At 43.2% G+C, this 25,002-nt stretch carries 23 protein-coding genes and 1 tRNA gene; 8 read left to right on the top strand and 16 right to left on the bottom strand.

What is annotated here, in order from left to right:
* Window positions 1–119: 119 nt before the first annotated feature.
* The 5 genes from R7P72_RS08700 to R7P72_RS08680 all read right to left on the bottom strand — a co-directional run bounded on the left by R7P72_RS08700 (window position 120) and on the right by R7P72_RS08680 (window position 4,519).
* A complete protein-coding gene (locus R7P72_RS08700; RefSeq protein WP_140100823.1) occupies window positions 120–866 on the bottom strand; it encodes a hypothetical protein in 747 nt (248 codons plus the stop codon).
* Window positions 863–2,128 carry a tyrosine-type recombinase/integrase gene (locus tag R7P72_RS08695; RefSeq protein ID WP_180764512.1) on the bottom strand — a complete coding sequence of 422 codons (1,266 nt, stop codon included), beginning with the start codon at window positions 2,126–2,128 and terminating at the stop codon, window positions 863–865. The genes R7P72_RS08700 and R7P72_RS08695 overlap by 4 nt, the downstream gene beginning before the upstream one ends.
* 87 nt (window positions 2,129–2,215) lie before the next feature.
* A tRNA-Ser gene (locus R7P72_RS08690) sits at window positions 2,216–2,306 on the bottom strand.
* 154 nt (window positions 2,307–2,460) lie between these two features.
* On the bottom strand, window positions 2,461–4,269 hold the full coding sequence (locus R7P72_RS08685) for a DUF3413 domain-containing protein (RefSeq protein WP_005380721.1): 1,809 nt from the start codon (window positions 4,267–4,269) through the stop codon (window positions 2,461–2,463).
* Window positions 4,270–4,291: 22 nt separating this feature from the next.
* Window positions 4,292–4,519: a YejL family protein gene (locus tag R7P72_RS08680; protein WP_005380722.1), complete on the bottom strand. Its 228-nt coding sequence runs from the start codon at window positions 4,517–4,519 to the stop codon at window positions 4,292–4,294.
* An 85-nt stretch (window positions 4,520–4,604) separates the two neighbouring features.
* Here R7P72_RS08680 and yejK point away from each other — a divergent pair, with 85 nt between their 5' ends.
* From yejK to R7P72_RS08665, 3 genes are all read left to right on the top strand, one after another.
* Window positions 4,605–5,603, top strand: coding sequence for a nucleoid-associated protein YejK (gene yejK, locus R7P72_RS08675; RefSeq protein WP_005380723.1), 999 nt, complete (start codon window positions 4,605–4,607; stop codon window positions 5,601–5,603).
* Window positions 5,604–5,685: 82 nt separating this feature from the next.
* A complete protein-coding gene (locus R7P72_RS08670; RefSeq protein ID WP_081007968.1) occupies window positions 5,686–7,014 on the top strand; it encodes an Hpt domain-containing protein in 1,329 nt (442 codons plus the stop codon).
* Between the two features lie 104 nt (window positions 7,015–7,118).
* The gene (locus R7P72_RS08665) at window positions 7,119–8,282 is read left to right on the top strand and encodes a hypothetical protein (RefSeq protein WP_005380725.1); all 1,164 of its coding nucleotides are present in this window, start codon (window positions 7,119–7,121) and stop codon (window positions 8,280–8,282) included.
* 90 nt (window positions 8,283–8,372) lie between these two features.
* Here R7P72_RS08665 and nhaC read toward each other — a convergent pair whose 3' ends face one another.
* Window positions 8,373–9,806, bottom strand: a complete 1,434-nt coding sequence (gene nhaC, locus R7P72_RS08660) for a Na+/H+ antiporter NhaC (RefSeq protein WP_005380726.1) — start codon at window positions 9,804–9,806, stop codon at window positions 8,373–8,375.
* A gap of 431 nt (window positions 9,807–10,237) precedes the next feature.
* Here nhaC and asd point away from each other — a divergent pair, with 431 nt between their 5' ends.
* Window positions 10,238–11,353 (top strand): aspartate-semialdehyde dehydrogenase, encoded by a 1,116-nt coding sequence (gene asd, locus R7P72_RS08655; RefSeq protein WP_005380727.1) that lies wholly within the window; start codon window positions 10,238–10,240, stop codon window positions 11,351–11,353.
* Window positions 11,354–11,410: 57 nt separating this feature from the next.
* Here the strand turns inward: asd and R7P72_RS08650 are convergent, their stop codons facing one another.
* Entirely contained in the window at window positions 11,411–12,274 is an 864-nt protein-coding gene (locus tag R7P72_RS08650; RefSeq protein ID WP_005380728.1) for an ion transporter, read from the bottom strand.
* A gap of 35 nt (window positions 12,275–12,309) precedes the next feature.
* Window positions 12,310–12,948: a YchE family NAAT transporter gene (locus R7P72_RS08645; protein WP_005380729.1), complete on the bottom strand. Its 639-nt coding sequence runs from the start codon at window positions 12,946–12,948 to the stop codon at window positions 12,310–12,312.
* A gap of 650 nt (window positions 12,949–13,598) precedes the next feature.
* Between R7P72_RS08645 and adhE the strand changes: the two genes are divergently transcribed.
* Entirely contained in the window at window positions 13,599–16,301 is a 2,703-nt protein-coding gene (adhE, locus tag R7P72_RS08640; protein WP_005380731.1) for a bifunctional acetaldehyde-CoA/alcohol dehydrogenase, read from the top strand.
* Between the two features lie 143 nt (window positions 16,302–16,444).
* Here the strand turns inward: adhE and R7P72_RS08635 are convergent, their stop codons facing one another.
* The 3 genes from R7P72_RS08635 to sodB form a co-directional block, all read right to left on the bottom strand.
* Window positions 16,445–17,188: an SDR family oxidoreductase gene (locus R7P72_RS08635; protein WP_005380732.1), complete on the bottom strand. Its 744-nt coding sequence runs from the start codon at window positions 17,186–17,188 to the stop codon at window positions 16,445–16,447.
* Window positions 17,189–17,322: 134 nt separating this feature from the next.
* Window positions 17,323–17,826 (bottom strand): VC2046/SO_2500 family protein, encoded by a 504-nt coding sequence (locus R7P72_RS08630; protein ID WP_213907170.1) that lies wholly within the window; start codon window positions 17,824–17,826, stop codon window positions 17,323–17,325.
* Window positions 17,827–17,980: 154 nt separating this feature from the next.
* Window positions 17,981–18,565, bottom strand: coding sequence for a superoxide dismutase [Fe] (gene sodB / locus R7P72_RS08625; protein ID WP_005396533.1), 585 nt, complete (start codon window positions 18,563–18,565; stop codon window positions 17,981–17,983).
* A 285-nt stretch (window positions 18,566–18,850) separates the two neighbouring features.
* Here sodB and R7P72_RS08620 point away from each other — a divergent pair, with 285 nt between their 5' ends.
* Both R7P72_RS08620 and R7P72_RS08615 read left to right on the top strand, forming a co-directional pair.
* Complete coding sequence (locus R7P72_RS08620; RefSeq protein WP_017635833.1) at window positions 18,851–19,186, top strand: Grx4 family monothiol glutaredoxin; 336 nt, start codon at window positions 18,851–18,853, stop codon at window positions 19,184–19,186.
* A gap of 74 nt (window positions 19,187–19,260) precedes the next feature.
* Window positions 19,261–19,890, top strand: coding sequence for a DsbA family protein (locus tag R7P72_RS08615; RefSeq protein WP_138939555.1), 630 nt, complete (start codon window positions 19,261–19,263; stop codon window positions 19,888–19,890).
* A 78-nt stretch (window positions 19,891–19,968) separates the two neighbouring features.
* On the opposite strand, the gene R7P72_RS08610 is transcribed toward R7P72_RS08615, so the two are convergent.
* Window positions 19,969–21,294, bottom strand: a complete 1,326-nt coding sequence (locus tag R7P72_RS08610) for a Na+/H+ antiporter family protein (protein ID WP_017821192.1) — start codon at window positions 21,292–21,294, stop codon at window positions 19,969–19,971.
* Between the two features lie 28 nt (window positions 21,295–21,322).
* The gene (gene rnt / locus R7P72_RS08605; protein ID WP_137282275.1) at window positions 21,323–21,967 is read right to left on the bottom strand and encodes a ribonuclease T; all 645 of its coding nucleotides are present in this window, start codon (window positions 21,965–21,967) and stop codon (window positions 21,323–21,325) included.
* Between the two features lie 341 nt (window positions 21,968–22,308).
* On the opposite strand from rnt, the gene motY reads away from it, so the two are divergent.
* On the top strand, window positions 22,309–23,190 hold the full coding sequence (gene motY, locus R7P72_RS08600) for a flagellar protein MotY (protein WP_005384887.1): 882 nt from the start codon (window positions 22,309–22,311) through the stop codon (window positions 23,188–23,190).
* 120 nt (window positions 23,191–23,310) lie between these two features.
* On the opposite strand, the gene R7P72_RS08595 is transcribed toward motY, so the two are convergent.
* The 3 genes from R7P72_RS08595 to nth form a co-directional block, all read right to left on the bottom strand.
* On the bottom strand, window positions 23,311–23,745 hold the full coding sequence (locus R7P72_RS08595) for a DUF2753 domain-containing protein (protein ID WP_005384886.1): 435 nt from the start codon (window positions 23,743–23,745) through the stop codon (window positions 23,311–23,313).
* 150 nt (window positions 23,746–23,895) lie between these two features.
* Window positions 23,896–24,312, bottom strand: coding sequence for a lactoylglutathione lyase (gene gloA / locus R7P72_RS08590; protein WP_005380739.1), 417 nt, complete (start codon window positions 24,310–24,312; stop codon window positions 23,896–23,898).
* A 32-nt stretch (window positions 24,313–24,344) separates the two neighbouring features.
* Window positions 24,345–24,986, bottom strand: a complete 642-nt coding sequence (nth, locus tag R7P72_RS08585) for an endonuclease III (RefSeq protein ID WP_005380743.1) — start codon at window positions 24,984–24,986, stop codon at window positions 24,345–24,347.
* Window positions 24,987–25,002: the final 16 nt, after the last annotated feature.

Here is a 25,002-nt window from a genome sequence, read left to right as displayed (position 1 = left end):
TAGCGAGTGAATTTTTATACATAAGTTATGCTAATAGTATACATAAGGGGTGTATTTTTTGAGGGAGAGAAGGACTGACTAACCTTCATAGAAAGTTAGTCAGTGAGTGAGTAAATTAGTCAGACATGCATGTGTCGCTTTAACAAATGAGAAAAGCTTAACCTCTTACTTTGCTTGCTTCTTGGATGGCATATTTCATTGTCATCGACAACACAAACACCACAGTGACGGTTGCTTTTAAATTTGGATGAGAGACAGCGCACTTCAATTTGAACTTTGCGCTTATCATCTATCGTTTCTAGCTGTAACAGGCTAGTAAGTGGGTCATAGCTTAGACATTGGTAACGGTCAGCAAGTAAAGCCGCAGTAATGCCTGCCGCCTCTTCATCTGTGGCTGGTATAATAGCGTTATACTTTCCAAAAAGTGGAAGTGATGACAACACTAAGTTATTCCCCAAATCCACACATATTTGCCAATCTAGCTTAAAGTCCATGCTATAGTCTTTGCGGATTTCTTCATAAAAATGTTGATATATGAAGTATGGAATTTCTATCCCTGTTGAAGGGTCGAAATTTTTAGACTTTAGGTAGTCCCCAAAATGGTAGCTGATTCCGAGTAAATTTTTGAGTCTCACAATACTTGTGAATGTACTCTGAATTTCTTTAAGCGCGACACCATCATTGATTAAATCATCATCGGTAAGCCACGGAGCAACATCTAGCTGGTTTGCGGTATCGATTACCAAGCCAATCTGACGCAAAGAGACACCTTGAGCTAGCAGGTTAGAGCAATCTCGTTGCCACTCTTCGACATATTTTCTTCTAGCTAATATGTCTTTTAGAATGATATCGGTAAGCTTTTTCATCTGGTGCCTCCTGTCTTGTTTGAAGGAAGAGCAAATGTTTGAACTACTTTTAATAGCTTCTCAAGCTTGAGTTTTTTTCCATAACGACCAAACGTGATTCCTTGATTTGAATGCCCGACGAATTCACTGACAAGAGACTCGGCTAATTCGGCGTTTTTCAACACATCGATAAACGTATGGCGAAAACCATAGGGTGTTGGTCTAGCTCCAGGTTTCATTCCAATAGCTGTTTGCAACTTACCGAACTCTACACGGTAGTACTTTGACCAATCATAGTCCGCACCATATGGCTGATAATTGAAAAGAGGAGAGTTCGATAAATTTGAGGCAGCTCTTGCTTGAAAAAACTCAATAAAGCCGTTCTTCACTACATCAGGATGCAATGGGATTTGCCTGACTGAGTGAGCATTTTTTAAATGCTGCTTTTCTTCTATATCCGTAATGTCTAGAAACCAGACGCCTTCTTCTTGTTGAACATTGGCAACGTACAACTGACAAGCTTCATTTGGACGTAACCCTTGGTAAATCTGCAACTCGGTGATATAGCGGAAGTCATCTGGTTTTGCTTTGTATATTGCGCTGCTTAACAATAAATCTAACTCGTTAGCTTTCCACGTATCACGCTGTTCACTGGCATGTTTGTCAGATTTAAACTTCGGCGTGAGATTCTGGCAGGGATTTACTTTGATTAAGCGCTTACTGTGGCACCACGCAAAAAATTGTTTTACAACAGCAAAGTAGTCTTTGTTCGTTTTAGCTGAACGCCCTTCAGATTTTAAGTGCTCAAGATACGCTTCTAGAGCTTCTTCATTGTAAGGTTTTGACGAACTATCAAGAAAATCTAAGCAATGCGTTATACGCTGTTCGAGCTGGTGCAGGGTCAACGCCGTAATGCTATCTGATTCTTTAGCTTGTAAAAACTCACACAATGCATGTCTAGCATCAAATTGCTTTGGCTTTGTGGCAATAATGTTAGGACGCCATACTTGGGTAGTGTCAGCTACATAACCTGCTCTTAATTCAGATAGTTTCTGTATTAAAATTTCTTTGATGTCATTGTAGGTTAGTGTGTCATCGGTAAAGGCAAGGCTGAATTTTTGCTTCACTGCTAGAGATACATGGATATTGCGCTCTAATGCAATTTGGCGATCTTTGGTAAGTAGAGAAAGGCGAACTTCGTTTGGAAAGCCTCGTTCACGCAGTGAAACAGGTACAGGGGAGCGGTGGTAGTAAACACTGGAAGGGAGTTTTAATAGATACATATGTATCACCTCTATGTAGTGGTGACTTTTGGTATGCATCAGATATGAAAAAAGCCCTGAAAAATCAGAGCTTTGTTCATTTAAAAGTGGCGGAGAGATAGGGATTTGAACCCTAGATACGCTATTAACGTATGCCGGTTTTCAAGACCGGTGCTTTCAACCACTCAGCCATCTCTCCGTTGTTGAGGCGCATAATATAAGGCTTTGAAAATGTTGTAAACCCCTAGTTGAACTGATTGGATGTTTACTGCGCAAATTTGTGGTTTGTGTTGTTTAAATAAACAAAAACTCCCCAAAAAGGGGAGTTTGAATAGTATATGGATTGCTAGGTATTAATCGTTTTTAGAATAAAAACGCTGTAACTCAGTTAAACCTTGCATCAAAACTGGCAACTTCGGTGCATCATCTCGAAGTCGTTTGTAGTTTTTGTCATACAGCTTGTAGTTGCCAAACTTATCGATCACTGTGGTTTGTGAGCTAGTAATTAAGGCAAGCTCGCGAGTATCGCCCGCCAAGATCCAGCGACGACGACTTTCATCGAATAGGTTGCGACCACTACTGTAATCATATGGGTTGGAAGATACGCCGAGCATATCTTGCAATAGTGTAACCGAGAGGTCCAGGTGGCTTGTGCTGTGATTAAATTCGCCAGCCAGCATTCCAGGCCAATGGATCACCATCGGAACTTGTAATTGATAACGGCTGTAGTTGCTGTTTGCTCCCCAGCTGTTCGTATTGGTTTCGTTAAATTCACTACCGTGATTAGAAGTGATGATTACGATGGTGTTTGTCAGTTGTCCCGTCGTTTCTAGTTCATCAATAATACCGGCGATAGTTCTATCCGCCGACTTCACTGCATATTCATAAGCTTTTTTGAATCGCTCACTTGCGGGCATTTCTTCGTCATTATTTGAAGGAATCGATTCAAAATTATCAACGGTGGTGACTTCGATGTAACTAAACCATGGCTGACTTGCTTTCTCTGCTAACCATGTATTCCAGTTTGCGATAGATTGTTTATCGGTATGAGCTTGCGTGCCATCTAGGTCTTCCGCTAAGTTCAAGTCGCGGAAAATAATTTCTGAGTAGAGATCATCTTCAAACCCACTGCCACTGAATAAACCAAAGTTGTAGCCCTGATCTTTCAGTACATCGAGCAATACTGGGGAAGCACCTTGCGCCTTGATGCTTGATGCATAACTGGTCGGTAAGCCATAGAACAAACCAAAGGCCCCGTATGTATCATTACTTGAGCTGTAATGATTACGGAAGTTCTGATTGTTTTCAGCAAACTCATAGAGGTTAGGCATCTCTTCTTGGTTCAGCGCATCCGCTCGTAAATTGTTTATGCTTATCATCAACACATTGAGCTTATTAACTCGGCGGTTAAACTCAAGCTTTTCAAGAGGGTAGTTGACTAACTCTACGTTGCCTTCGTTTTCTGCTAAACGTTTTAGGTATTCCTCACGGTCAAGTAGACCATGTTTTTCCATAAAACTCTTCGCTGTCATCGGGTAAGACAACGGGAAGTTTGAACGCTGGCTAGTAATTGGGTTGTAAAAATACGCATCTGCCCAAATGTAAACCAAATGGCTGGTCATAAAGCTGAGGAAAAAGACGGCCGCGAGAGGGCGTCCTACGTGCTTATGAGATAGTTTGCGCTGTTTTCGCCATACCCATTCGGATAGTGCGAGTTGAATAAGGAAGATCAGCGGCATCACAACAAATAAATGTTGTAGGTCAGTGCTGAGTGCACTTTTGTCTTCGCTGAATAGTAACTCCCAGACAACGGGAGTTAAGTGCAAATTGATCGACTGATACGCTTGGGTATCAATTAATAATATGGTTTGCCCAACGGTTGCGAAAATCACTGCCACCAAACGGAACAATTTCCGCGATGGCAGGATAAACGTCAACGGGAATAGAACAAGCAAGTAAAGTGCGAAAACTAGAAAGCCAAAGTGACCAACCCAAGAAACCGCCAGATAAAACTGACCAAGTAACGTCTCGGGCCAAGGAGACTGAACAATGTAGCGTGTGCCTATCAACATCGATGCAACGATATTGAAGAATGCAAACCAGTGACCCCAACCAACTAGTCGAGATACACGTTCGCCGTATGAGTTTCCGCTGTCTACCATGTATGTGTTCTATTGTCCGTGATTAGTGTGTTTTTGGTGTTTCTAAAGAAGACATCAGCGCCTGAGCAAATTTTTCAGCAATCGCTTTGCGTTGTGAAGCAGCAACACGTTGATTTAAGACATTGGTTGCGATATTTCCGGCAATCATTAGCGTCAACTCAGGAGAAGCAGCATGTTTTTCAAGAACTGTTGCTACTTCAGCAAGAATTTTTTCTACTTGCTCGTCAGTATATTTAGATGTAATCGGCATAAAGACTCTAATAATGATAGTAAAAGCGGCTTATGATAACCTACAATGCCCATCAACTAAAACCTTGTAGCAAGATAAAATCACTATGAGTCTTCATCTTTCAAACGTTATTCTGCATCAACTGTGCAAAAACGATCAGGACGAGCTGGTTGTAAACTTTCGTCCAGCATCATTAGAGAACGATGCATCTACAGAAAACTTAGTCGCTGAGCTTCACCGAGTATTCCATTCTAAAGCTGGTAAAGGTTTTGGCGCTTTCCAGTCAGACAGCGAATTTCAATTTTGGCTTCAAGAAATGCGCAAAGGAGAGCGAGATTTTTACGACTTCTCACAAATTAGTGCAAATCGCTTGAAAGAAGAGTTGATTAAGTACCCATTTGCGGATGAAGGTATCTTGGTTTTCGCTGAGTATCAGAGTTTAGCAACGGACTACTTGTTCATCGGTATCTTACCAATGAATCAGAGTTTAAAAGTGACCGAAGGTTTGGACATCAGTGCGACAGATTACTTAGATATCACCAAAATGGATATTGCCGCACGCATCGACCTGTCGAGCTACGAGACCGACAAGGAATCCAATCGTTATCTGCAATACATTAAAGGACGCGTTGGCCGTAAAGTGGCGGACTTCTTCCTAGATTTTCTGCAAGCGGATATTGGCTTAGATACTAAACAACAAAACTTAGTGTTGATGCAGGCGGTAGATGATTTTTGTGCTGACTCGAAGCTAGAAAAGCAAGAAGTGAACGAGTACAAGAAACAAGTTTACGACTACTGCAATGAGCAAATTAAATCCGGTGATGAGGTTCAAATCTCAGAGCTTTCCGGAGAGCTTCCTCAAAGCCAAGATGGCACGAGCTTTATGGATTTCACCAAAGAGCAAGGGTACGAGCTTGAAGAGTCTTTCCCAGGTGATCGTGCGACGGTTCGCAAACTGACTAAATTTGTTGGAGCTGGTGGTGGTTTGAATATTAGCTTCGATAGTCTCTTACTTGGCGAGCGTATTTTTTATGATCCAGAGACGGATACCTTAACGATTAAAGGGACGCCTCCAAATCTAAAAGATCAGTTAAGTCGCAATTAAAATCATATCGTTAAATAAAGAGAGCAAACGGCTCTCTTTTTTTATGTGAATAAGAAACATCCATAGTATATGCTTGTAATTAATGGAGATATGCGAGGGGCAAGTGTTGCTGAAGCTAAAAGAAGGAATACGGCGGTTTGTTTGGTTCTGGTTCGTTTTGTGGTGTGTTTTAGCACTTGGCATTTGGCTGCAAGCCAAACAAACGATTCAAACGATTTCGACTGTAAATGAGTTAGGAAGTAAAGTTGAAGAAGTCAGGCACTTTTTTAACTTCGATCTGCCTTACCGTGTTAAACACGTCGACCAAATTTCACTGAAACTTCAGTTGGCTTATGCAGTTCGCTTACAGCTTGAAAGTGAGTTTTCTGAAGGGAAAATCACACCAGACATCACTCAATTACTTTATACGACCGACCGATTTTTAGAAAGTGCTCGAGCTTTTGTAAGAAGTGACAGTGAATTGGTTTCGTTAGCAGAACAGTTACGAAGCAGCCGTGCTCGAACAGAAAACTCTGAGCAAATTCAGGCAATGTACTATCGCTTAGGTGCGCTTGTTTTTGAGTCTGTCTTTAGTGACTCTGCAACGAATAGCGATACTTACCGTGACTTAGACCGACTTTTTATTGAATCAGAGACGCTCTCTCCCGAAGAGCGAAGCGCTCTTCAGCGCCAGCTTGCTCAAACCTCAAGCGCACTATCTGCTCAGGCACAGGGCAGTTATTTATCTAATCAACTGCTTAATCCAGATTTCCCGAACCAGTTAACTTCGATAAATGATCAGTTGGAACAGAAGCTAATGACTTTTATTGTTTGGTTGTCTGTAATCAGTGGTTTGCTCCTTTTCCTCATTTCATGGGGAGCCTTCTCCCCAAAAACGATTCAACCGATACCACTACCCAGAACCGATGATAAAAAGTCAGAGCAAGTTGGCGATGATGAAAATGGAGCTAACGCTGTTCCCTCAGCTCAGTCAGAAAATTTTCAAAACGTCCAAATGAACGAAGAAAGTTGTAATGAGGTGAATTCATCACAAGTGGAAGTAGTGGAACGTGAGCCGTACATAGATATCAATAAAATGTTAGATTCTCTGTCTGGTGACGAGGGCGCTGTGCGGATGTTACTGGAGGTCTTTATTCAGGACCACTCTGGCGATGGCACTAAAATGTATCAGCTGTTAGAAGAGGATAAAGAGCAAGCGCAAAGAGCCGCACACAGTCTTAAAGGGGTCTCAGGGAGTTTAGGTGCAATGCCATTGCACTGTATTTCGGGTGATATTGAACTGTTGATTAAACAAGGGCAAAAAGTGCCGGAAGAGAAGTTGGCATGTTTAGATGATGTCCTAAAACAAACCATACTTTTTGCTAATAATGTTCTCAATAGTGAAAAGATAACAGAAGCGCTAACAGATTGATATTGCTCTGACTTAATGTCATAAGAGTTGAGGTAATAAAGGCTCGAACTATATGACTTAGTTCGCTTTATTCCTGTTCTATACAATTTGTTAAAGGTGTTTTCATGTCCGTTCGCCGAATGTCTTCAATGATGTTGATAGGGCTGGTTATGATGCTTTCAGGGTGTTCCCTGCTCGAAGTCAAGATCGAGAGTCAAACCGTCCCTCTTACCAAACAAGAGCTCAATATGCGTCTTTTGACTCGTGAGTATGCGCAGCAGTTTTTTGCTCAGGTTGAGCAAGCAGCAGACGCACTACACGAACAATATGAGCCTCATGATAAAGTTCATCAATCTTATATTTTACTTTGGAAGATAAATGCTGAAGAAGGCATCCAAGCTTCTGCATACCAAGTGTCCCCAATGGCTGCACTGATTGATACATGGACTTTCACGCTACAAATGGAACAGTTCTTTACTACCGCTTCTGGTAATGAGCTCTTTGCGTCTGATGAGGCCAAGTTAGTTTCCGTTTATTTAGCGAAAGAGGTAGATAAACTGGCTCAATCTTTATTGAAGAAAGAAGCATACATCAAGACACAAACGTTTGTTGCAGAGTTCGCCAAGCAGCATCCATTCGCTGATTTAAGCATGATTAGGACTCCGGCTTACCGTAGGTGGTTAGATGCAAACCAAATTAGCGAAGAGGAAGCCGTTACAACGCTAGGCACGATGCCAGAAGCACTTGGGGATGTCTCTGATCGTCTAAGTCTGGTATCAGAGCAGACACCAAAAATTATGACGTGGAAAGCGCAGTTGTTGGCCTTGAATAGCTCTGCCAGTATCGAAAAAGTCAATGCGGCGCTCAATAGTTTGCAAGTTACCGCTGATTCGATGAGGGATTTTATCGATAACAACCCAGAGTACATGCGTTATTTGGCAGAACAAATGGCGCTGGAGTTACAACCTTTGGTTGACGATATCGATCAAAGGACGGAGGCGCGTTTATCTCAGTTGGGTGAAGAACGCCAAGCTATAGAGCTGATGGTTGCCAGAGAGCGCCAAGAAATCGCACAGATCATTACCCATGAGCGCGAGAAGTTTGCTCAAGATATGGATCGAGTGTCGCAAGAGGTTGTGAATCTCGCAATGACTAAGCTGATTGAACTTGTCAAAAGTACCATCATCTACTTTATTCTGTTCATTGCCGTTATATTCTTTGCACCGCTTGGCTTGGGCTATTGGTTTGGGAAGCGTGCAGCCGTGAAAACGCTAGTCAAACAAAGCTAACGATTTGTTTTGGAAATAAAAAAAGAGCGCTTTAAAGCGCTCTTTTTTAGTATTGAATTCGAAAGGGAGGTTCTTCCTATCTCTGCGAAGTTAAGCGGTTTGCTGCTTTAATTCGCCTTCAGCTTCTTCAACTGCTTCTGCTGTTGGTTCGCACTTATCAACAAACCAACCCATGTAAGAAGTGAAGATCGTTACGATGATACATACAAAACTCAGCCACATGAACGGGGCATAAGACAGTGTAGCAACACCCAAAATACTGGCCATGTAGATACCGTTGTCACTCCAAGGGACCATACCTGAGGTTAGCGTGCCGCCAAATTCTGCGTTACGAGACAAATTCTTACGTTTGTAGCCTAGACGGTCATAGTTCTTCGCACAGATTTTTGGGGTCAGGATAAGTGAAACGTACATCGCTGAACCAAATACGTTGCCCATAAAGGCCGTACCAATTGTGCTTGTTGCCAATGAACCTGCACTTTGAACGCGTTTTTCAAACAGCTTCGCGATAGTCTCTAGCACGCCTACTTTATCTAGTAGACCGCCAAAACCAAGGCCAAATACGATAACCGCTACCGACCCAAGCATTGAAGACATGCCGCCACGGTTAAGGATTGAGTCAATGAAATCTACGCCAGATGAGATTGCAAACGGAGCCCAAGCCGTGTTGAACGCGGTTAGGAAATCGACATCTTGGATCATCACTGCCCAAATAATACCTAGCAGAGAACCAAAACTGATCACTGGGAATGAAGGCATACGCATCGCTAGAAGTGACAATACGATGATCACAGGAACAAATGAGTAAGGGGTGATGTAGAACTGTTGTTCCATCGCTTTAATGACAGAGTCTACCTGGCTCATGTCAACTTGACCTGCGTAGTGGAAGCCAAATGCAGTAAACATAATGCCTGTAATAATGTAGCTAATGAGTGCTATCGGCAACATGCCTTTAATATGTTCCATCACTTCAACGTTAGACATAGATGAAGCAAGGATTACTGAATCCGATAGAGGCGACATTTTGTCACCAAAGTAACAGCCTGAAAGTACGGCACCTGCAGTGATTGGTGCAGGAACACCAAGACCTTGACCGATACCCATCATTGCAATACCTGCCGTGCCAGCCGCACCCCAAGACGTGCCAGTCGCTAGCGCAGTCAATGAACAGATGATCATGGTCGCGAGCAAAAAGATGGAAGGGTGGATTGCTTTAAGGCCGTAGTAAATAATGGTTGGAACAATACCACCAGAGATCCAAGTACCTACAAGCGCGCCAACGGCCAAAAGGATTAAAACGGCTCCAAGTCCATTGGAGATGCCATTTAGTGCTGCTTTTTCCAGATCTTTATACTGATGGCCAAGCTTTATGCCCAATATCATGACAATGAACCAACCGATGTATAGCGCTAGCTGAATCGGTAGGTCTAGCTTGGCTGTGAACGAAAATGCCAGCAGGAGAAATAAACCGAGCGAGATAAATACCTGTATCAAGCTTGGTAGGCGTGGTGTAACTTGCTTCATATGTGCCTCTGTCAATCTTGGAGCAATAGAGGAAGGCGCTCCTTGTTGTAATCGCGCATAACATACATTAACAAAAATTATATTTCGAACATTTGGTGTTTTATCTTGATGTTCGTCGGTAAAAACGTTTGCTTGTGAAATTAACTGTTAGTTTGTTTTAACTTTTTTGGTTTTAAATGTTGTGTAATGTGAAATTATTGTGCTTCATGTGTTATTTTCTCATTGAGTGGTAAGACCAATTAGGGGGCTAAAGTGCTTTCCCTACTTGAAAAATGGTTAAAACCGCAAACCAAACACTAAAAAATCTCGTGTAACCCGGTTTTTCAGAGGAAAAGGTTAAAAAACGCGCTTATTTACAAAATAGGGGTTGAGATTTTGCTGTGAAAAATTAACTATGGGGTAGTTTTTTTAATACATGGAGAGTTAATACGATGAGAGTTGGTTTAGTTGGTTGGCGCGGTATGGTTGGTTCAGTCCTTATGCAGCGTATGGTTGAAGAGAAAGACTTCGACCTAATCGAACCAGTATTCTACAGTACTTCTCAAGTTGGTATTCCTGCTCCTAACTTAGGAAAAGACGCAGGCTTACTGCAAGACGCGTATGATATTGAAAGCTTAAAACAGCTTGATGCGGTAATCACCTGTCAAGGTGGTAGCTACACAGAAAAAGTTTTCCCTGCACTTCGTCAGGCTGGTTGGAAAGGCTACTGGATTGACGCGGCCTCTACGCTACGTATGGCTGAAGATTCGATCATCACACTTGATCCAGTGAACTTAAAGCAAATCCAACAAGGCATCCACGGTGGCACGAACACATTTGTCGGTGGTAACTGTACGGTTAGTTTAATGCTAATGGGGCTAGGTGGTCTATTTGAGAAAGGCCTTGTTGAGTGGACAAGCGCAATGACTTACCAAGCCGCATCTGGTGCTGGTGCGCAAAATATGCGTGAATTGATCTCGCAAATGGGCGTTATCAATGACTCTGTTAGCTCTGAACTTGCAAACCCATCAAGCTCTATCCTAGATATCGATAAGAAAGTCGCGGATACAATGCGCAGCGGCTCTTTCCCTACCGATAAGTTCGGTGTGCCACTAGCTGGTTCGTTGATCCCATGGATCGATGTGAAGCGCGATAATGGTCAGAGTAAAGAAGAGTGGAAAGCGGGCGCTGAGGCGAATAAAATTTTGGGTTCTCAAAGTTCACCTGTTCCAATTGACGGTACTTGTGTGCGTATTGGCGCGATGCGTTGTCACTCTCAAGCACTTACTATCAAGCTTAAACAAAATGTACCAATGGACGAAATCGAAGAAATCATCGCCACTCATAACGATTGGGTGAAAGTGATTCCTAACGACCGTGACATCACTGCTCAAGAGCTAACACCGGCAAAAGTTACGGGCACAATGTCTGTACCAGTGGGTCGTCTACGTAAGATGGCAATGGGTGATGATTTCCTAAATGCTTTCACTGTTGGTGACCAACTGCTTTGGGGTGCTGCGGAGCCGTTGCGTCGTACTCTGCGAATTATTCTGTCTGAGAAAGCATAATCACATCAATCCTTTATTTGATGACAAAATAAAAGAGCTCCTTAGGGAGCTCTTTTTTCATGCGTCGTCTTCCGTTCGAACGACTCTTTTGTCTGGATCGGCCAGTTCACTACCACAATGTTTACAGTAAATTGCGTCAGAGTCGTGCCCTGCGTGGGAGCAGTTTGGGCATTTCACCAATACTTTGTGCGATTGCATCTCTTGGTGCAGTTCGGCAGTGAAAATACCTGTAGGTACCGCCAAAATGGAATAACCCAGTAACATGGTGAGTGATGCAAGCCCTTTACCTAGGTCTGTTTGAGGGACCAAGTCACCATACCCAACCGTTGTGATGGTCACGATCGCCCAATAAATACTCTTAGGAATGCTAGTAAATCCGTTTTCAGGTCCTTCAATGATAAAAATCAACGAGCCGAAAATCGTTACCATAATGGCGACGGAACTAAAGAAGATAAAAATCTTTCTGCGCGCCATAAGCAGTGAACGTAAGAGGATATTGGACTCTTGGAGGTATCGGACTAACTTGAGTATGCGGAATATTCGCATCACTCGCAGCGCCCTGATCACACCCATAAACGAAGCGGATGGGAAGAAGAGTGCTAAATAAGTGGGCAAAATCGCAAGTAAATCGACGACACCATAAAAACTCTTTGCGTAGGCGGCAGGTTTAGGAGAGCAATAAAGCCTTAGAAGGTATTCAATCGTGAATAGGCCAGTAAATGTGTATTCAATAAACTTCAGCTCTTTTTCCCACTCGGCCCGAACGGAGGGTATCGAATCTAACACCAGTACGATTAACGAACTGATGATCGCGATAATGAGAGCAATATCGAACGTTTTACCAGCTTTGGTATGAGTACCAAAAATGGTGACATATAGAGTATGTTTAAGAGAGTCAGTCGTCATGACAAAGCGATCCATTGTTGAATCGCTCTATCATACAATTTTATAGAAACTCAGGCTAATCCTGGAAATAAGTTGCGTAAGCCATTCGCAATGAACTCTATGCCAAGCGCGCCCAATATCAAACCCATGATACGAGTAATGACGTTGATTCCAGTTTGACCTAAAAATCGTACGATCAATGGGGCAGAACGGAATAATAGCCATGAACAAAGGCAGAACAAACCAATCGTAATACTAATGCCCACGGTATCGAACATGCTTGGGTAGCGTGCACCATAAACAATAGTCGAACTGATTGCACCAGGACCTGCCATTAAAGGCATTGCAAGAGGGACCACACCAATCTGTTCACGACTGACGTATTCCGTTTTCTCTTGTTTGTTCTGCTTATCTTCCCCCAGTTTACCGCTCATCATCGAGAATGCGATGCTAAGTAATAGCAACCCGCCAGCGACACGAAACGAATCCAGAGAAATACTGAACATGTCTAACAGTAACTGACCAGCAAAAAGCGAAATGATCAGGATGATCGCAACAGCCACATTTGCTGTTGTTGCCGTATTGCGCTTTTCGTCTGGTGTCATATGCCCGGTTAGTGACACAAACACAGGCATGATACCAACAGGGTTTACTGCGGCGACCAAACCGAGAAAAAACTGCAAGAAGATAGCAAGTTCAAAAGTTTGCATGTTGCGTACTCATCAAAGTTCACATTAGTGAAAAGGAGAAGGGGTAATTTGGGCGTAATGTAAGGCAAAAGTTAGGTTGTAAGAAATGAAAAAAACTAACGCATTCCCTGCCATTTAAGTGAGAAAAACTAATTCTTTAATAAACTGTATCTAATCTGGAAAGGAAATGTTACGTATAAAGTTGCTGATAAATTGCACTGTTTTACATAAACGTTAACATTCGCACATTTTTGATAAAAACCAAGGTGGTTTGTAGAGAGATGTATTCGGTTCGATATACTCTCAGTAGCACAAAGAATTGGGCCTACATGTAATTTTGTTGGTCAAAAATGAAACTTTTTTACAGGTTGTTGTAGTTTCTTTTATTTATTTGTCCATTTGCTTCTTTTTTACTCAATAAAAAATGAAAGTTAATTTATTTGTTTATCAGTGATTTATGTCATTTTGGTGTGATGAGGCACCACTTTGGTAGTATTTAGGTGGTGAGAACTGATCCAAGTCAATTTTTTTCACACTCTGAAATATTATACTCAGTCCTGAAAGCAATTTACTAAGACGTTTGTTTTCTAAGTGACTGATAAACAGTAAAAACGATAAGTAATAGCCTTAGTAAAAAGTTTTTAATATTTGTTAATTTTAGGAGATTCCCTATGCCTGTAACTAATATGGCTGAACTAGATGCAATGGTTGCTCGCGTTAAGAAAGCGCAAGAAGAGTTCGCTACTTACTCTCAAGAGCAAGTAGATAAAATCTTTCGTGCAGCATCGCTTGCAGCTAACCAGGCCCGTATCCCGCTAGCTCAACAAGCGGTAGAAGAATCTGGTATGGGTATTGTTGAAGATAAAGTAATCAAGAACCACTTTGCTTCTGAGTTTATCTACAACAAATACAAAGACGAACAAACGTGTGGCATCTTAGAAGAGGATGACAACCTAGGTACTATGACTATCGCTGAGCCTGTAGGCATCATCTGCGGTATCGTACCAACGACTAACCCAACTTCTACAGCGATCTTCAAATCTCTAATCTCTTTGAAGACTCGTAACGGTATCATCTTCTCACCACATCCACGTGCGAAAAACTCAACTAACGATGCAGCTAAACTCGTTCTAGATGCAGCAGTAGCAGCAGGCGCACCAAAAGACATCATCGGTTGGATCGACCAGCCTTCTGTTGAGCTTTCAAACGCTCTAATGAAACACGATGACATCGCGCTTATCCTTGCAACTGGTGGTCCAGGCATGGTTAAAGCCGCTTACTCTTCTGGTAAGCCAGCAATCGGTGTAGGTGCAGGTAACGTTCCTGTTGTTATCGATGAAACAGCAGACATCAAACGTGCTGTTGCTTCTATCCTTATGTCCAAGACTTTCGACAACGGTGTAGTATGTGCTTCTGAGCAGGCTGCAATCGTAGTTGATGAAGTATACGACGAAGTGAAAGAGCGTTTTGCTTCTCACAAAGCTTATGTCCTAAGCAAAGCAGAAGCTGATAAAGTTCGTAAAGTGCTTCTTATCGATGGTGCGCTAAACGCGAAAATCGTAGGTCAGCCAGCAGCAGCAATCGCTGAAATGGCAGGCGTTAAAGTTCCAGCAGACACTAAAGTTCTTGTTGGTGAAGGTCTGGGTAAAGTATCTCACGATGACGCATTCGCTCACGAGAAACTATCTCCAACTCTAGGTCTATTCCGTGCTGACAACTTCGAAGATGCGGTTGCTCAAGCGGTAACTATGGTTGAGATTGGTGGTATCGGCCACACATCTGGTCTTTACACTAACCAAGATACTAACGCTGATCGTATCCGTTACTTCGGTGACAAGATGAAGACAGCTCGTATCCTAATCAACATCCCGACTACTCACGGCGGTATCGGTGACTTGTACAACTTCAACGTTGCGCCATCTCTAACGCTAGGTTGTGGTTCTTGGGGTGGTAACTCTATCTCTGAGAACGTAGGTCCTAAACACCTAATCAACAAGAAAACTGTAGCGAAGCGAGCTGAAAACATGTTGTGGCATAAACTACCTAAGTCAATCTACTTCCGTCGTGGTAGCCTTCCAATCGCACTGGGCGACCTAGAAGGTAAGAAACGTGCATTCCTAGTAACTGACCGTTTCCTATTCAACAACGGTTACGCAGATGACGTAGTAAGCCTACTAAAAGCTCAAGGCATGGAAGTTCAAACATTCTTCGATGTTGAAGCTGACCCAACACTGTCTGTAGTAGAAAAAGGTGCGGCTCAAATGGCTAGCTACCAACCTGACGTTATCCTAGCGCTAGGCGGTGGTTCACCAATGGATGCAGCGAAAATCATGTGGGTAATGTACGAGCACCCAGAAACTCACTTTGAAGAACTAGCAATGCGCTTTATGGACATCCGTAAACGTATCTACAAGTTCCCTAAAATGGGTAAAAAAGCTGAGCTTGTATGTATCACTACAACTTCAGGTACTGGTTCAGAAGTTACTCCATTCGCGGTTGTTACTGACGACAAGACTGGTGCTAAATACCCACTAGCTGACTACGAAATCACGCCAAACATGGCAATCGTTGATGCGAACCTAGTAATGAACATGCCTAAGTCTCTAACAGCATTTGGTGGTTACGATGCAGTAACTCACGCTCTAGAAGCTTACGTTTCTGTTCTTGCTAACGAATACTCAGATGGCCAAGCTCTTCAAGCACTTAAGATGCTAAAAGAGTACCTACCATCAAGCTATGCGAACGGTGCAAATGACCCAATCGCTCGTGAGAAAGTACACAACGCAGCTACTATCGCTGGTGTTGCATTTGCGAACGCATTCCTAGGTGTTTGTCACTCAATGGCTCACAAACTGGGTGCTGAGTTCCACTTGCCACACGGCCTAGCTAACGCACTACTTATCTCTAACGTGGTACGTTACAACGCGAACGACAATCCAACTAAACAAACTGCGTTCTCTCAATACGACCGTCCACAAGCACGTCGTCGTTACGCTGAAGTTGCTGACCACCTAGGCCTAAGCCAAGAAGGTGACCGTACTGCTCAGAAGATTGAACGTCTACTAGCATGGTTGGATGAACTAAAAGTTAACCTAGACATCCCAATGTCTATCCAAGCGGCAGGTGTTGCTGAATCAGATTTCGTAGCGAAACTGGATGAGCTAGCGGTAGAAGCGTTCGATGACCAATGTACTGGTGCGAACCCACGTTACCCTCTAATCAGCGAACTTAAAGATGTGTTGATGGCTTCTTACTACGGTAAAGCATTTGTTGAAGGCGAAACTTTCGAAGGTACAACTGTTATCAAGAAGAAAGCAGACCAAGAAGCAGCAAAAGCAGCACCTAAAGCAAAGAAAGAAAAAGCTGACGCGTAATTAAAAAATCGAGTGAGCAAGGTTTTCGCTAGCACGGAACCTTAATCGGGAAAAGGTTAAAGCCCCAGTCAAGTGACTGGGGCTTTTTTTATTTTGGTGCAGGAGTTACATCTGGCTCGGGAAAACAGAGTTGCTGTGTATGCTTACACTTCGGTCGCAACTACTCGGCCACTGAAGTATTCATTCGCGACGATGTATGCTGTGTTGCGGACTAGTTCGTCTTGGATCTCAGCCCAGTGTCTCTCGTTGAGCTCCTCTTTTGTATGATTTACCGAGGGAATAACGCCGCCCACTCGAATGTTGAATGGTGTGAGTTCTTTTGCCCAGCTGTGAGTAAAACCTGACACCAACGCCGCCATGCTTTCAACTCCCGTAAAGTCTTCATGGTTGTCATGAGAAATGACGTTAACAATGACGCCTTTCTTGTTTCTGGCTCGAAAGCGCTCTGCTCCTACTTGGCCGTAGGTATAAAGGAAGCGTGCCGCAGACGACAAGTGATCAATGTAAGTACTCATTGGTTCTGGCGCCATTAAGCCAGGCATAGGGGAGCTGGTCCAGCAATTAACAATCACATCTGGTGTCGCACGTAGCTGTGATTCTATCTGGTCAAACAATAAGTTAATGGACGTTGTGTTATCACTACACACATTCATCGCATACACTTTGTCAGTGAAAGCGCTGATTTGCTCATAGCTCGCTCTCAAAGCGCTAGAATTTTGGTCACAAAGAATCAACGTTGCTCCAAGGTGAGCAAAGTGATTTGCACAGGTTCTTCCTATAACCGAACCTGCAGACGTGACGAGAATAATTGATTCTTTGATATCCATAGCACCTTCACTGTATCCATATGTGAAAAACAATACACCAGTGGTTTGTGCTAATAGCATGGTTGAAATTCGTTGGGTTCAGTGTGAAAGGCTTCAAACTAACGCTTTCGAGTGAGGACTATTGTGCGGTAATTTGTAAGATGTCACATTTCTGACGTGTAGGTATTGCAAGCTATTGGATAAAAAGCGGATCTCTATGCTTTAGCTTGAATTTGATGCTGACGTTGAGCCGTCACTAGCTGATTATATAGCCCAGCATCTGGGATCAGTTGTTTGTTGCGTTCGCCCAATCTGCGTCGCTCATGACCAGATAGGTTGTGATAAACCTCCTCTGGTAGGTTGAATGTGTCTTCAGGCAGGTAAGTCAGCGCATCTGGTTTTAGGTAATGGCTCAGCTTTGCGGAAGGCAATCCTGCATCGTGAAACTGTTTCGCTTGTTCAGCTGCGAGTTCATAGCTGCTGCTATCAGAACGAAGAGCTTGAGGTTGCGATAAACCCAATTGTTGGCGAAGAATACTGTCACTGGTGATGACTTCCTGGACCTCTTCAACTGGGACCACATCGCGAACATCATTAGAGAACATAGACAGAATCAGCGAGAAATCCGCACGACGACCGTCGTGTACGGCATGGTTAATACCATTAGCGAACTGAAGTTCGTTGATAATTGCAGCTTTGTCTAAAGTATGAATTTGCATGATGTTCCTCGCTCGATGCTCTTTTAACGGCGTGGATAAGAAGAACTTTAGTAAAAGAGGGAATTATTTAAAGGTGCTAGGGAAGGCGAAACAAAAAAGCCCGCTAAATAGCGAGCTTTTGAATAAGACTAAATTGAACTTAGGGGGAAGTATATTACTTCGCTAGGTTCTCAGCTACGAAGTCCCAGTTTACTAGAGCCCAGAAGCCGTTCATGTAATCAGGACGTACGTTACGGTAATCGATGTAGTACGCGTGTTCCCATAGGTCAACAGTTAGAAGTGGTGTTGTACCTTCTTCTGTTAGAGGAGTAGCAGCGTTAGAAGTGTTAACGATCTCTAGAGAGCCATCAGCTTTCTTAACAAGCCAAGTCCATGAAGAACCGAAGTTGTTGATTGCTGAATCAGTAAACTTCGCTTTGAATTCTTCAAAAGAACCGAATGCTGCGTTGATTGCGTCTGCAACTGCGCCAGTTGGCTCGCCGCCCGCATTTGGAGCAAGACAGTGCCAGTAGAACGTGTGGTTCCAGATTTGCGCTGCGTTGTTGAATACGCCACCAGTAGAAGTCTTGATGATCTCTTCTAGAGTTTTGCCTTCGAACTCAGTACCAGGGATAAGACCGTTAAGCTTAACAACGTAAGTGTTGTGGTGCTTACCGTGGTGGTAGTCTAGAGTCTCTGCTGAGATGTGTGGTTCTAGTGCGTCTTTCGCGTAAGGAAGAGCTGGTAGTTCAAATGCCATTACTCGATTCTCCATTGATTTGAAAGGATGACCTTTCGATTGCTTCCAGTGTTTTTTTATAGCTATGTCGCCTTTAAGGCTGACTTGCTAAGTATTTTAGCAAGTTTTTACTTTATTAAAACCCCGATATGAAAATATTTTAAGAGGTTAGCAGTGGTGAAGTGCTGCATTGCTCGCCAATGAGCAACCTAAAATTAAGCCTTATTAATTATATGGTTTTTATTCTGTCGTTATTGAGTAGAATGTGGCAAATAAATAAAGTTCAAACCCATGAATGAGGAAGCGATGGAAACTATCGACAAAATCAAACAGCAGATCTCTGAAAACTCAATCCTGCTGTACATGAAAGGATCACCGAAACTACCTAGCTGTGGTTTCTCTTCTCAAGCGTCACAGGCACTAATGGCATGTGGTGAGAAGTTCGCTTACGTAGACATTCTGCAAAACCCAGATATCCGTGCTGAGTTACCAAAGTACGCGCAATGGCCAACTTTCCCTCAACTATGGGTTGAAGGTGAGCTTATCGGCGGTTGTGACATTATTCTAGAAATGTTCCAAAAAGGTGAACTGCAGCCTCTAATCAAAGAAGCAGCAGCGCGCGCTGAAGATCAAGCTGAGTAATTCGTAAATACTCACATTTAGCGATAGAATACGAAGGAGCCGTACTGGCTCCTTTTTCTTTTTAGGTTAGTGGAATGAACATAAAGCTTTACTACGTGCATGACCCAATGTGCAGTTGGTGTTGGGGTTACAAACCAACGCTGGATAAACTAAAACAGCAACTGCCAGGTGTGATTCAGTTTGAGTATGTGGTTGGTGGTCTTGCGCCAGATACTAATTTACCGATGCCGCCCGAGATGCAACAAAAACTCGAAGGTATTTGGAAGCAGATTGAGCGCCAGTTAGGCACTAAGTTTAACTACGATTTCTGGAAGCTTTGTACGCCAGTTAGAAGCACTTACCAATCTTGTCGTGCGGTTATTGCAGCGGGCTTTCAAGACTCTTATGAGCAGATGCTAGAAGCGATTCAGCATGCGTATTACTTACGTGCGATGCCTCCTCATGAAGAAGCCACTCACTTGCAACTAGCGAGAGAAATTGGCTTGAATGTTCAGCAATTCAAGAATGACATGGATGGCTCTTTCTTAGAAGGTGTGTTCGAAGATCAATTGAGCCTTGCAAAGAGCCTAGGTGTGAGCTCTTACCCTAGCTTGGTTCTTAAAATTAACGACGCTTATTTTCCGATTGCCATCGATTACCTGTCGACAGAACCAACCTTGAAGCTGATTCGTGAGCGTATTATTGACAATATACCAGCGCAATAACCACAGTTATGAATAACAAAAAGCCGCTCATTGAGCGGCTTTTTCGTAACTAAATGTATATCCATCCAAGCAATAGTATTAAAGCACCATTGCTGCAATCCAACCAAAGATGATTAGAGGGATATTGTAATGGATAAAGGTTGGAACGACTGTTTCCCAAATGTGCTCATGTTGACCGTCGGCATTTAGACCAGATGTAGGGCCTAATGTAGAGTCAGAAGCTGGAGAGCCTGCATCACCTAACGCAGCCGCAGTACCTACCAGTGCAATCGTTGCCATCGGCGAGAAGCCGAATGCTAGCGCAAGAGGCACATAGATAGTTGCAAGGATTGGAATCGTAGAGAACGATGAACCAATGCCCATTGTTACCAACAGACCAACGATCAGCATCAGTAGTGCAGCTAAAGGCTTATTGTCACCGATGCTGGTTGATAGCGATTGTACTAGTGTTTCAACACCGCCAGTTTGCTTCATTACTGCTGCAAAACCTGCCGCTGCAATCATGATGAAGCCAATCATTGCCATCATGTGTACACCTTTAGTGAACACGTCGTGCGTCTCTTTCCATGCAATAACGCCGCCGAAAGTAAACACCATAAAGCCAGCTAGAGCACCGATAATCATTGAACCCGTGTAAAGCTGAACACCCAATGCAGCGACAATACCAAGTGCCGCAACTAAGATGTGCTTTTTATTGATGACATGATCGGTTTCGTCAACGACAGTCAACTCAGTTTCTTTGTAGACACGCGGTTTACGATAGCTAACAAAGATAGCCAGTAATAGACCAAACAGCATGCCTGCACCTGGCAGTAACATGGCGGTTGGGACTTGGCTTGCAACCACGTTTTCCAAACCGTTGTCATGTAGGTTCTTTAATAGAATGTTGTTTAAGAAAATACCGCCGAAACCAACAGGTAAGATCATGTAAGGTGTGATCAAACCGAAGGTAAGAACACACGCGACCAAACGTCGGTCGAGCTTAAGTTTCGCGAATACGCCCAAAAGAGGTGGAATCAAAATTGGAATAAAGGCGATATGGACCGGAATTACGTTCTGAGATGACATCGTGACAAGCACTAATGCCACCAACACGGCGTACTTTAACCCGGTAGTTGACGCCGAGTTTTCTTTACCATTTAAGCGCTTGATAACACTTTTGGCCAGTAGATCCGTGATGCCTGATTTCGAGATGGCAACAGCGAAAGTACCTAACATGGCGTAGCTTAGCGCGATAGTTGCACCGCCACCTAGACCACTTTCAAATGCGGCAACCGTATCCCCAAGGCTCATGCCTGCGACTAGGCCGCCTACGATGGCACTAAACGTGAGGGCAACCACCACGTTTACGCGCATCAATGCTAACACGAGCATGACGCACACTGATATAACGACAGGATTCATACTTTTCCTAATATGTTGTGTTTACTTATTATTCTTCGTCGACAAGCGGCCAACCGCCGAGGGCCTTCCATTTGTTGACAATACCGCAGAATAATTCTGCTGTTTTTTGTGTATCGTAAAGCGCAGAGTGTGCTTCACGGTTATCAAATTCCATCCCGGCTGTTTTGCATGCTTTAGCGAGAACTGTTTGGCCATAAGCAAGGCCACTTAATGTAGCCGTATCAAAAGTAGCAAAGGGATGAAAAGGGACTCTTTTTAGTTTACAGCGTTCATTTGCTGCATTTACAAAACCCAAGTCGAATGCTGCGTTATGAGCAACCATAATTGCACGTGAGCAATCTGCGGCTTTTTGTTCCTTTCGAATAAGCTTATAAATTTCCTTTAGCGCCTCTTGCTCAGAAACAGCACCACGAAGAGGGCTGAAAGGTTCACGAATACCATTGAATTCAAGCGCTTCTTTTTCTAAGTTAGCGCCTTCAAATGGTTCCACATGAAAATGAATGGTGGAGGCCGGATGCAACACGCCATGTTCGTCCATTTTCAACGTAACGGCACAGATTTCTAAAAGTGCATCAGTTTGAGCATTGAAACCAGCGGTCTCAACGTCTACTACCACAGGGAAATAACCACGAAAGCGTTTTTTCAAGGTTAGAGCTTCATTTTCTAGTGTCATGTTGGCTTATTTTTGTGTGACGAAGGCTGCATTATTGCAGATTATACCGATGAGAAAAACCGCAATTTAAGAGAAAACCGGAATTCTATTTTGCATCCAATCAATAAGTTTGTATTGCATATTATGTAGACGTTCATTCGCCATACTTTGCATCGTGTAAACCGATAAAACATGAGGAAGTAAAACGCTAAGTGGCGGTTAAGGTGATTGGAACACGGTGGCTCACATTAATGTCAGTGTGACAGATAGCCCTATATTGGCGAGATTTTTGCATGCCGGTTGAGGTGGTTTTATTGATGCAAATTGACGGCAACAGACTGCCGTTTAAGAGACAGTATTAGATGAAGAAATGGCTGATTACCAGTGGTGTTGTATTTTCGTTGTTTAGCACAAGCAGCTTCGCTTTGATGGGCAAACGTTATGCTGCAACTCCACAGCAATCTCAATGGGAAATGGTGGTCAATACACCATTAGAATGTCAGCTTGTACACCCCATTCCAAGCTTTGGAGATGCGGTGTTTTCATCTCGTGCGAATAAAAAAATTAATTTAGACTTTGAGTTAAAAATGCGTCGTCCGATGGGAGAAACACGTAACGTCAGTCTCATTTCTATGCCGCCACCTTGGCGACCAGGTGAACACGCCGATCGAATTACAAACCTAAAGTTTTTTAAACAGTTTGATGGTTATGTCGGAGGGCAAACAGCATGGGGCATTTTGTCTGAGCTGGAAAAAGGCCGTTATCCGACTTTTAGTTACCAAGATTGGCAGAGCCGAGATCAGAGAATTGAAGTCGCATTGTCATCAGTACTATTTCAAAACAAGTACAACGCGTTTAGCGACTGTATTTCCAACTTATTGAAATACAGTTTCGAGGACATTGCTTTTACGATTTTGCACTACGAAAGACAAGGTGATCAGTTAACCAAGGCTTCTAAAAAGCGTTTATCACAAATTGCAGATTATATCCGACATAATCAAGATATCGATCTCGTGCTGGTGGCGACGTACACAGATTCAACCGATGGTAAAAGTGCGAGTCAAAGTTTATCAGAGCGACGTGCAGAGTCACTTCGTGATTACTTTCAGTCTCTAGGGCTACCGGAAGATCGAATTCAAGTGCAAGGGTACGGCAAGCGTCGTCCTATTGCAGATAACGGTTCGCCAATAGGAAAAGACAAAAACCGCCGAGTCGTGATATCTCTAGGGCGAACCCAAGTGTGATGCTTATAAAAACGCCGAAGCTGAAAGCTTCGGCGTTTTTGATTTACTGACGTTGTTAATAATATTTTAGTGGTATTTTGCCAAGCACGTTTCGGTGATTCCTGCTGTATAATTTGAATGTTAGTTTAAGCGGAATTTGGCAATGACTTCGCAATTGGTGGCGGTATCGATTTTTTCAACCTGTTTGGCAATAGCCGGATTAGGGTGACGCTTCATAAAGTCTATCAACGCCTTAGTACAGCATCCTATCGAGTCGATAAAGCTTGCACACTCTTTATTTGGGCATTGTGGGATAAGTGTTAAGACCTTTTCAGAGGCCAGTTGAAGGTATTTGAGTTCATAGTCAGTATCTCCAGCCCAACGCCAGAACTGAGCTAAGTTATGACAAGAAATCACAGAAATTAATAATCGCTCGTCCGCCTCAATTTCCACACATTCGCTGATATCTTCACTCAGGCTTAGGGCTTGCTGGTAATGAAGAATGCTGCGAACAGGGTCATCTAGTTGAAGTGCCGTATCGGCTAGAAGTGTGTGTTTTTCCCATTCACTGATCATTATCGTAATCCCGCATATCGAAGTTGCGGATAAATCTAAACGATAACTATTATCAAGTAAAGAGTTTTGTTTATAAAAGGACAGGCAGATCGCAGACCTGCCTGTAATCGGAGTTCAACTTGCAGTACAAGTGATTATTAGAAGTGCCGCTTAGCCTTCAAGACCTGCTGAAGCTTGCTTGTTTTGAATAAGCTCAATCATATAACCATCTGGGTCTTTTACGAATGCAATGTGCGTGCTTCCGCCTTTTACTGGACCTGGCTCACGCGTCACATTACCGCCCGCCGCTTTGATAGCGTCGCAAGTTGTGTAGATATCGTCAACACCAATGGCGATATGACCAAAAGCGGTACCTAAGTCATACTCAGTTTTACCCCAGTTGTAAGTCAGTTCGATCACTGCACCTTGGGATTCGTCACCATAACCAAGAAACGCTAGCGTGTATTCGTACTCTTTATTTTCGTTAGTACGAAGCAGCTGCATGCCCATAACTTCAGTGTAAAACTTGATGGATTTGTCTAGATCACCTACGCGAAGCATAGTGTGGAGAATTCGACCGTTTGACATTTTTTGCTCCTAGCTTTGATTTACAAATAGCATTAGCTATCTGGGTATACTTTCTCTTTATATTCGCACAAATCTTCGATAATACAGCTACCGCAGCGAGGCTTTCTTGCTACGCACGTATAACGACCATGAAGAATGAGCCAGTGGTGCACATCGAGTTTGAACTCTTTTGGCACAACTTTTAATAGCTTCTGCTCGACATCATCAACCGTTTTTCCCATCGCAAATTTAGTGCGATTCGACACGCGATAAATGTGCGTATCGACGGCAATAGTTGGCCAACCAAAAGCGGTGTTGAGCACGACGTTTGCGGTCTTGCGACCTACGCCTGGTAGCGCTTCTAACGCGGCACGATCTTCAGGAACTTCACCATTGTGTTTTTCCAACAAGATCTTACAAGTCTTGATTGTGTTTTCTGCCTTTGAGTTAAACAAACCGATGGTCTTTATGTATTCTTTTAAGCCATCGACTCCCAAATCGAGAATACTTTGTGGTGTATTAGCGACAGGGAAAAGCTTGTCGGTGGCTTTATTGACACTTACATCGGTTGCTTGCGCTGATAGTAATACCGCGATTAGCAGTTCAAAAGGGGAGCTCCAGTTAAGCTCAGTTTGAGGATTCGGATTGTTTTCTCGTAATCGCTCAAGAATTTCGATTCTTTTTATTTTGTTCATTGCTGACTTCCAATAC

Origin of the sequence: Vibrio sp. Vb0888, assembly GCF_033338835.1 — a bacterium.
GTDB classification, from domain to species: Bacteria; Pseudomonadota; Gammaproteobacteria; order Enterobacterales; family Vibrionaceae; genus Vibrio; species Vibrio alginolyticus.
Note: the sequence above shows the minus strand (reverse complement) of the source record. Positions and strands in the feature narration are given on the sequence as shown.

Bases quoted from the DNA above. Each gene is read 5' to 3' on its own strand.
- R7P72_RS08700 (WP_140100823.1), bottom strand. From the start codon at position 866: ATGAAAAAGCTTACCGATATCATTCTAAAAGACATATTAGCTAGAAGA.
- R7P72_RS08695 (WP_180764512.1), bottom strand. From the start codon at position 2,128: ATGTATCTATTAAAACTCCCTTCCAGTGTTTACTACCACCGCTCCCCT.
- R7P72_RS08685 (WP_005380721.1), bottom strand. From the start codon at position 4,269: ATGGTAGACAGCGGAAACTCATACGGCGAACGTGTATCTCGACTAGTT.
- R7P72_RS08680 (WP_005380722.1), bottom strand. From the start codon at position 4,519: ATGCCGATTACATCTAAATATACTGACGAGCAAGTAGAAAAAATTCTT.
- yejK (WP_005380723.1), top strand. From the start codon at position 4,605: ATGAGTCTTCATCTTTCAAACGTTATTCTGCATCAACTGTGCAAAAAC.
- R7P72_RS08670 (WP_081007968.1), top strand. From the start codon at position 5,686: ATGGAGATATGCGAGGGGCAAGTGTTGCTGAAGCTAAAAGAAGGAATA.
- R7P72_RS08665 (WP_005380725.1), top strand. From the start codon at position 7,119: ATGTCCGTTCGCCGAATGTCTTCAATGATGTTGATAGGGCTGGTTATG.
- nhaC (WP_005380726.1), bottom strand. From the start codon at position 9,806: ATGAAGCAAGTTACACCACGCCTACCAAGCTTGATACAGGTATTTATC.
- asd (WP_005380727.1), top strand. From the start codon at position 10,238: ATGAGAGTTGGTTTAGTTGGTTGGCGCGGTATGGTTGGTTCAGTCCTT.
- R7P72_RS08650 (WP_005380728.1), bottom strand. From the start codon at position 12,274: ATGGATCGCTTTGTCATGACGACTGACTCTCTTAAACATACTCTATAT.
- R7P72_RS08645 (WP_005380729.1), bottom strand. From the start codon at position 12,948: ATGCAAACTTTTGAACTTGCTATCTTCTTGCAGTTTTTTCTCGGTTTG.
- adhE (WP_005380731.1), top strand. From the start codon at position 13,599: ATGCCTGTAACTAATATGGCTGAACTAGATGCAATGGTTGCTCGCGTT.
- R7P72_RS08635 (WP_005380732.1), bottom strand. From the start codon at position 17,188: ATGCTATTAGCACAAACCACTGGTGTATTGTTTTTCACATATGGATAC.
- R7P72_RS08630 (WP_213907170.1), bottom strand. From the start codon at position 17,826: ATGCAAATTCATACTTTAGACAAAGCTGCAATTATCAACGAACTTCAG.
- sodB (WP_005396533.1), bottom strand. From the start codon at position 18,565: ATGGCATTTGAACTACCAGCTCTTCCTTACGCGAAAGACGCACTAGAA.
- R7P72_RS08620 (WP_017635833.1), top strand. From the start codon at position 18,851: ATGGAAACTATCGACAAAATCAAACAGCAGATCTCTGAAAACTCAATC.
- R7P72_RS08615 (WP_138939555.1), top strand. From the start codon at position 19,261: ATGAACATAAAGCTTTACTACGTGCATGACCCAATGTGCAGTTGGTGT.
- R7P72_RS08610 (WP_017821192.1), bottom strand. From the start codon at position 21,294: ATGAATCCTGTCGTTATATCAGTGTGCGTCATGCTCGTGTTAGCATTG.
- rnt (WP_137282275.1), bottom strand. From the start codon at position 21,967: ATGACACTAGAAAATGAAGCTCTAACCTTGAAAAAACGCTTTCGTGGT.
- motY (WP_005384887.1), top strand. From the start codon at position 22,309: ATGAAGAAATGGCTGATTACCAGTGGTGTTGTATTTTCGTTGTTTAGC.
- R7P72_RS08595 (WP_005384886.1), bottom strand. From the start codon at position 23,745: ATGATCAGTGAATGGGAAAAACACACACTTCTAGCCGATACGGCACTT.
- gloA (WP_005380739.1), bottom strand. From the start codon at position 24,312: ATGTCAAACGGTCGAATTCTCCACACTATGCTTCGCGTAGGTGATCTA.
- nth (WP_005380743.1), bottom strand. From the start codon at position 24,986: ATGAACAAAATAAAAAGAATCGAAATTCTTGAGCGATTACGAGAAAAC.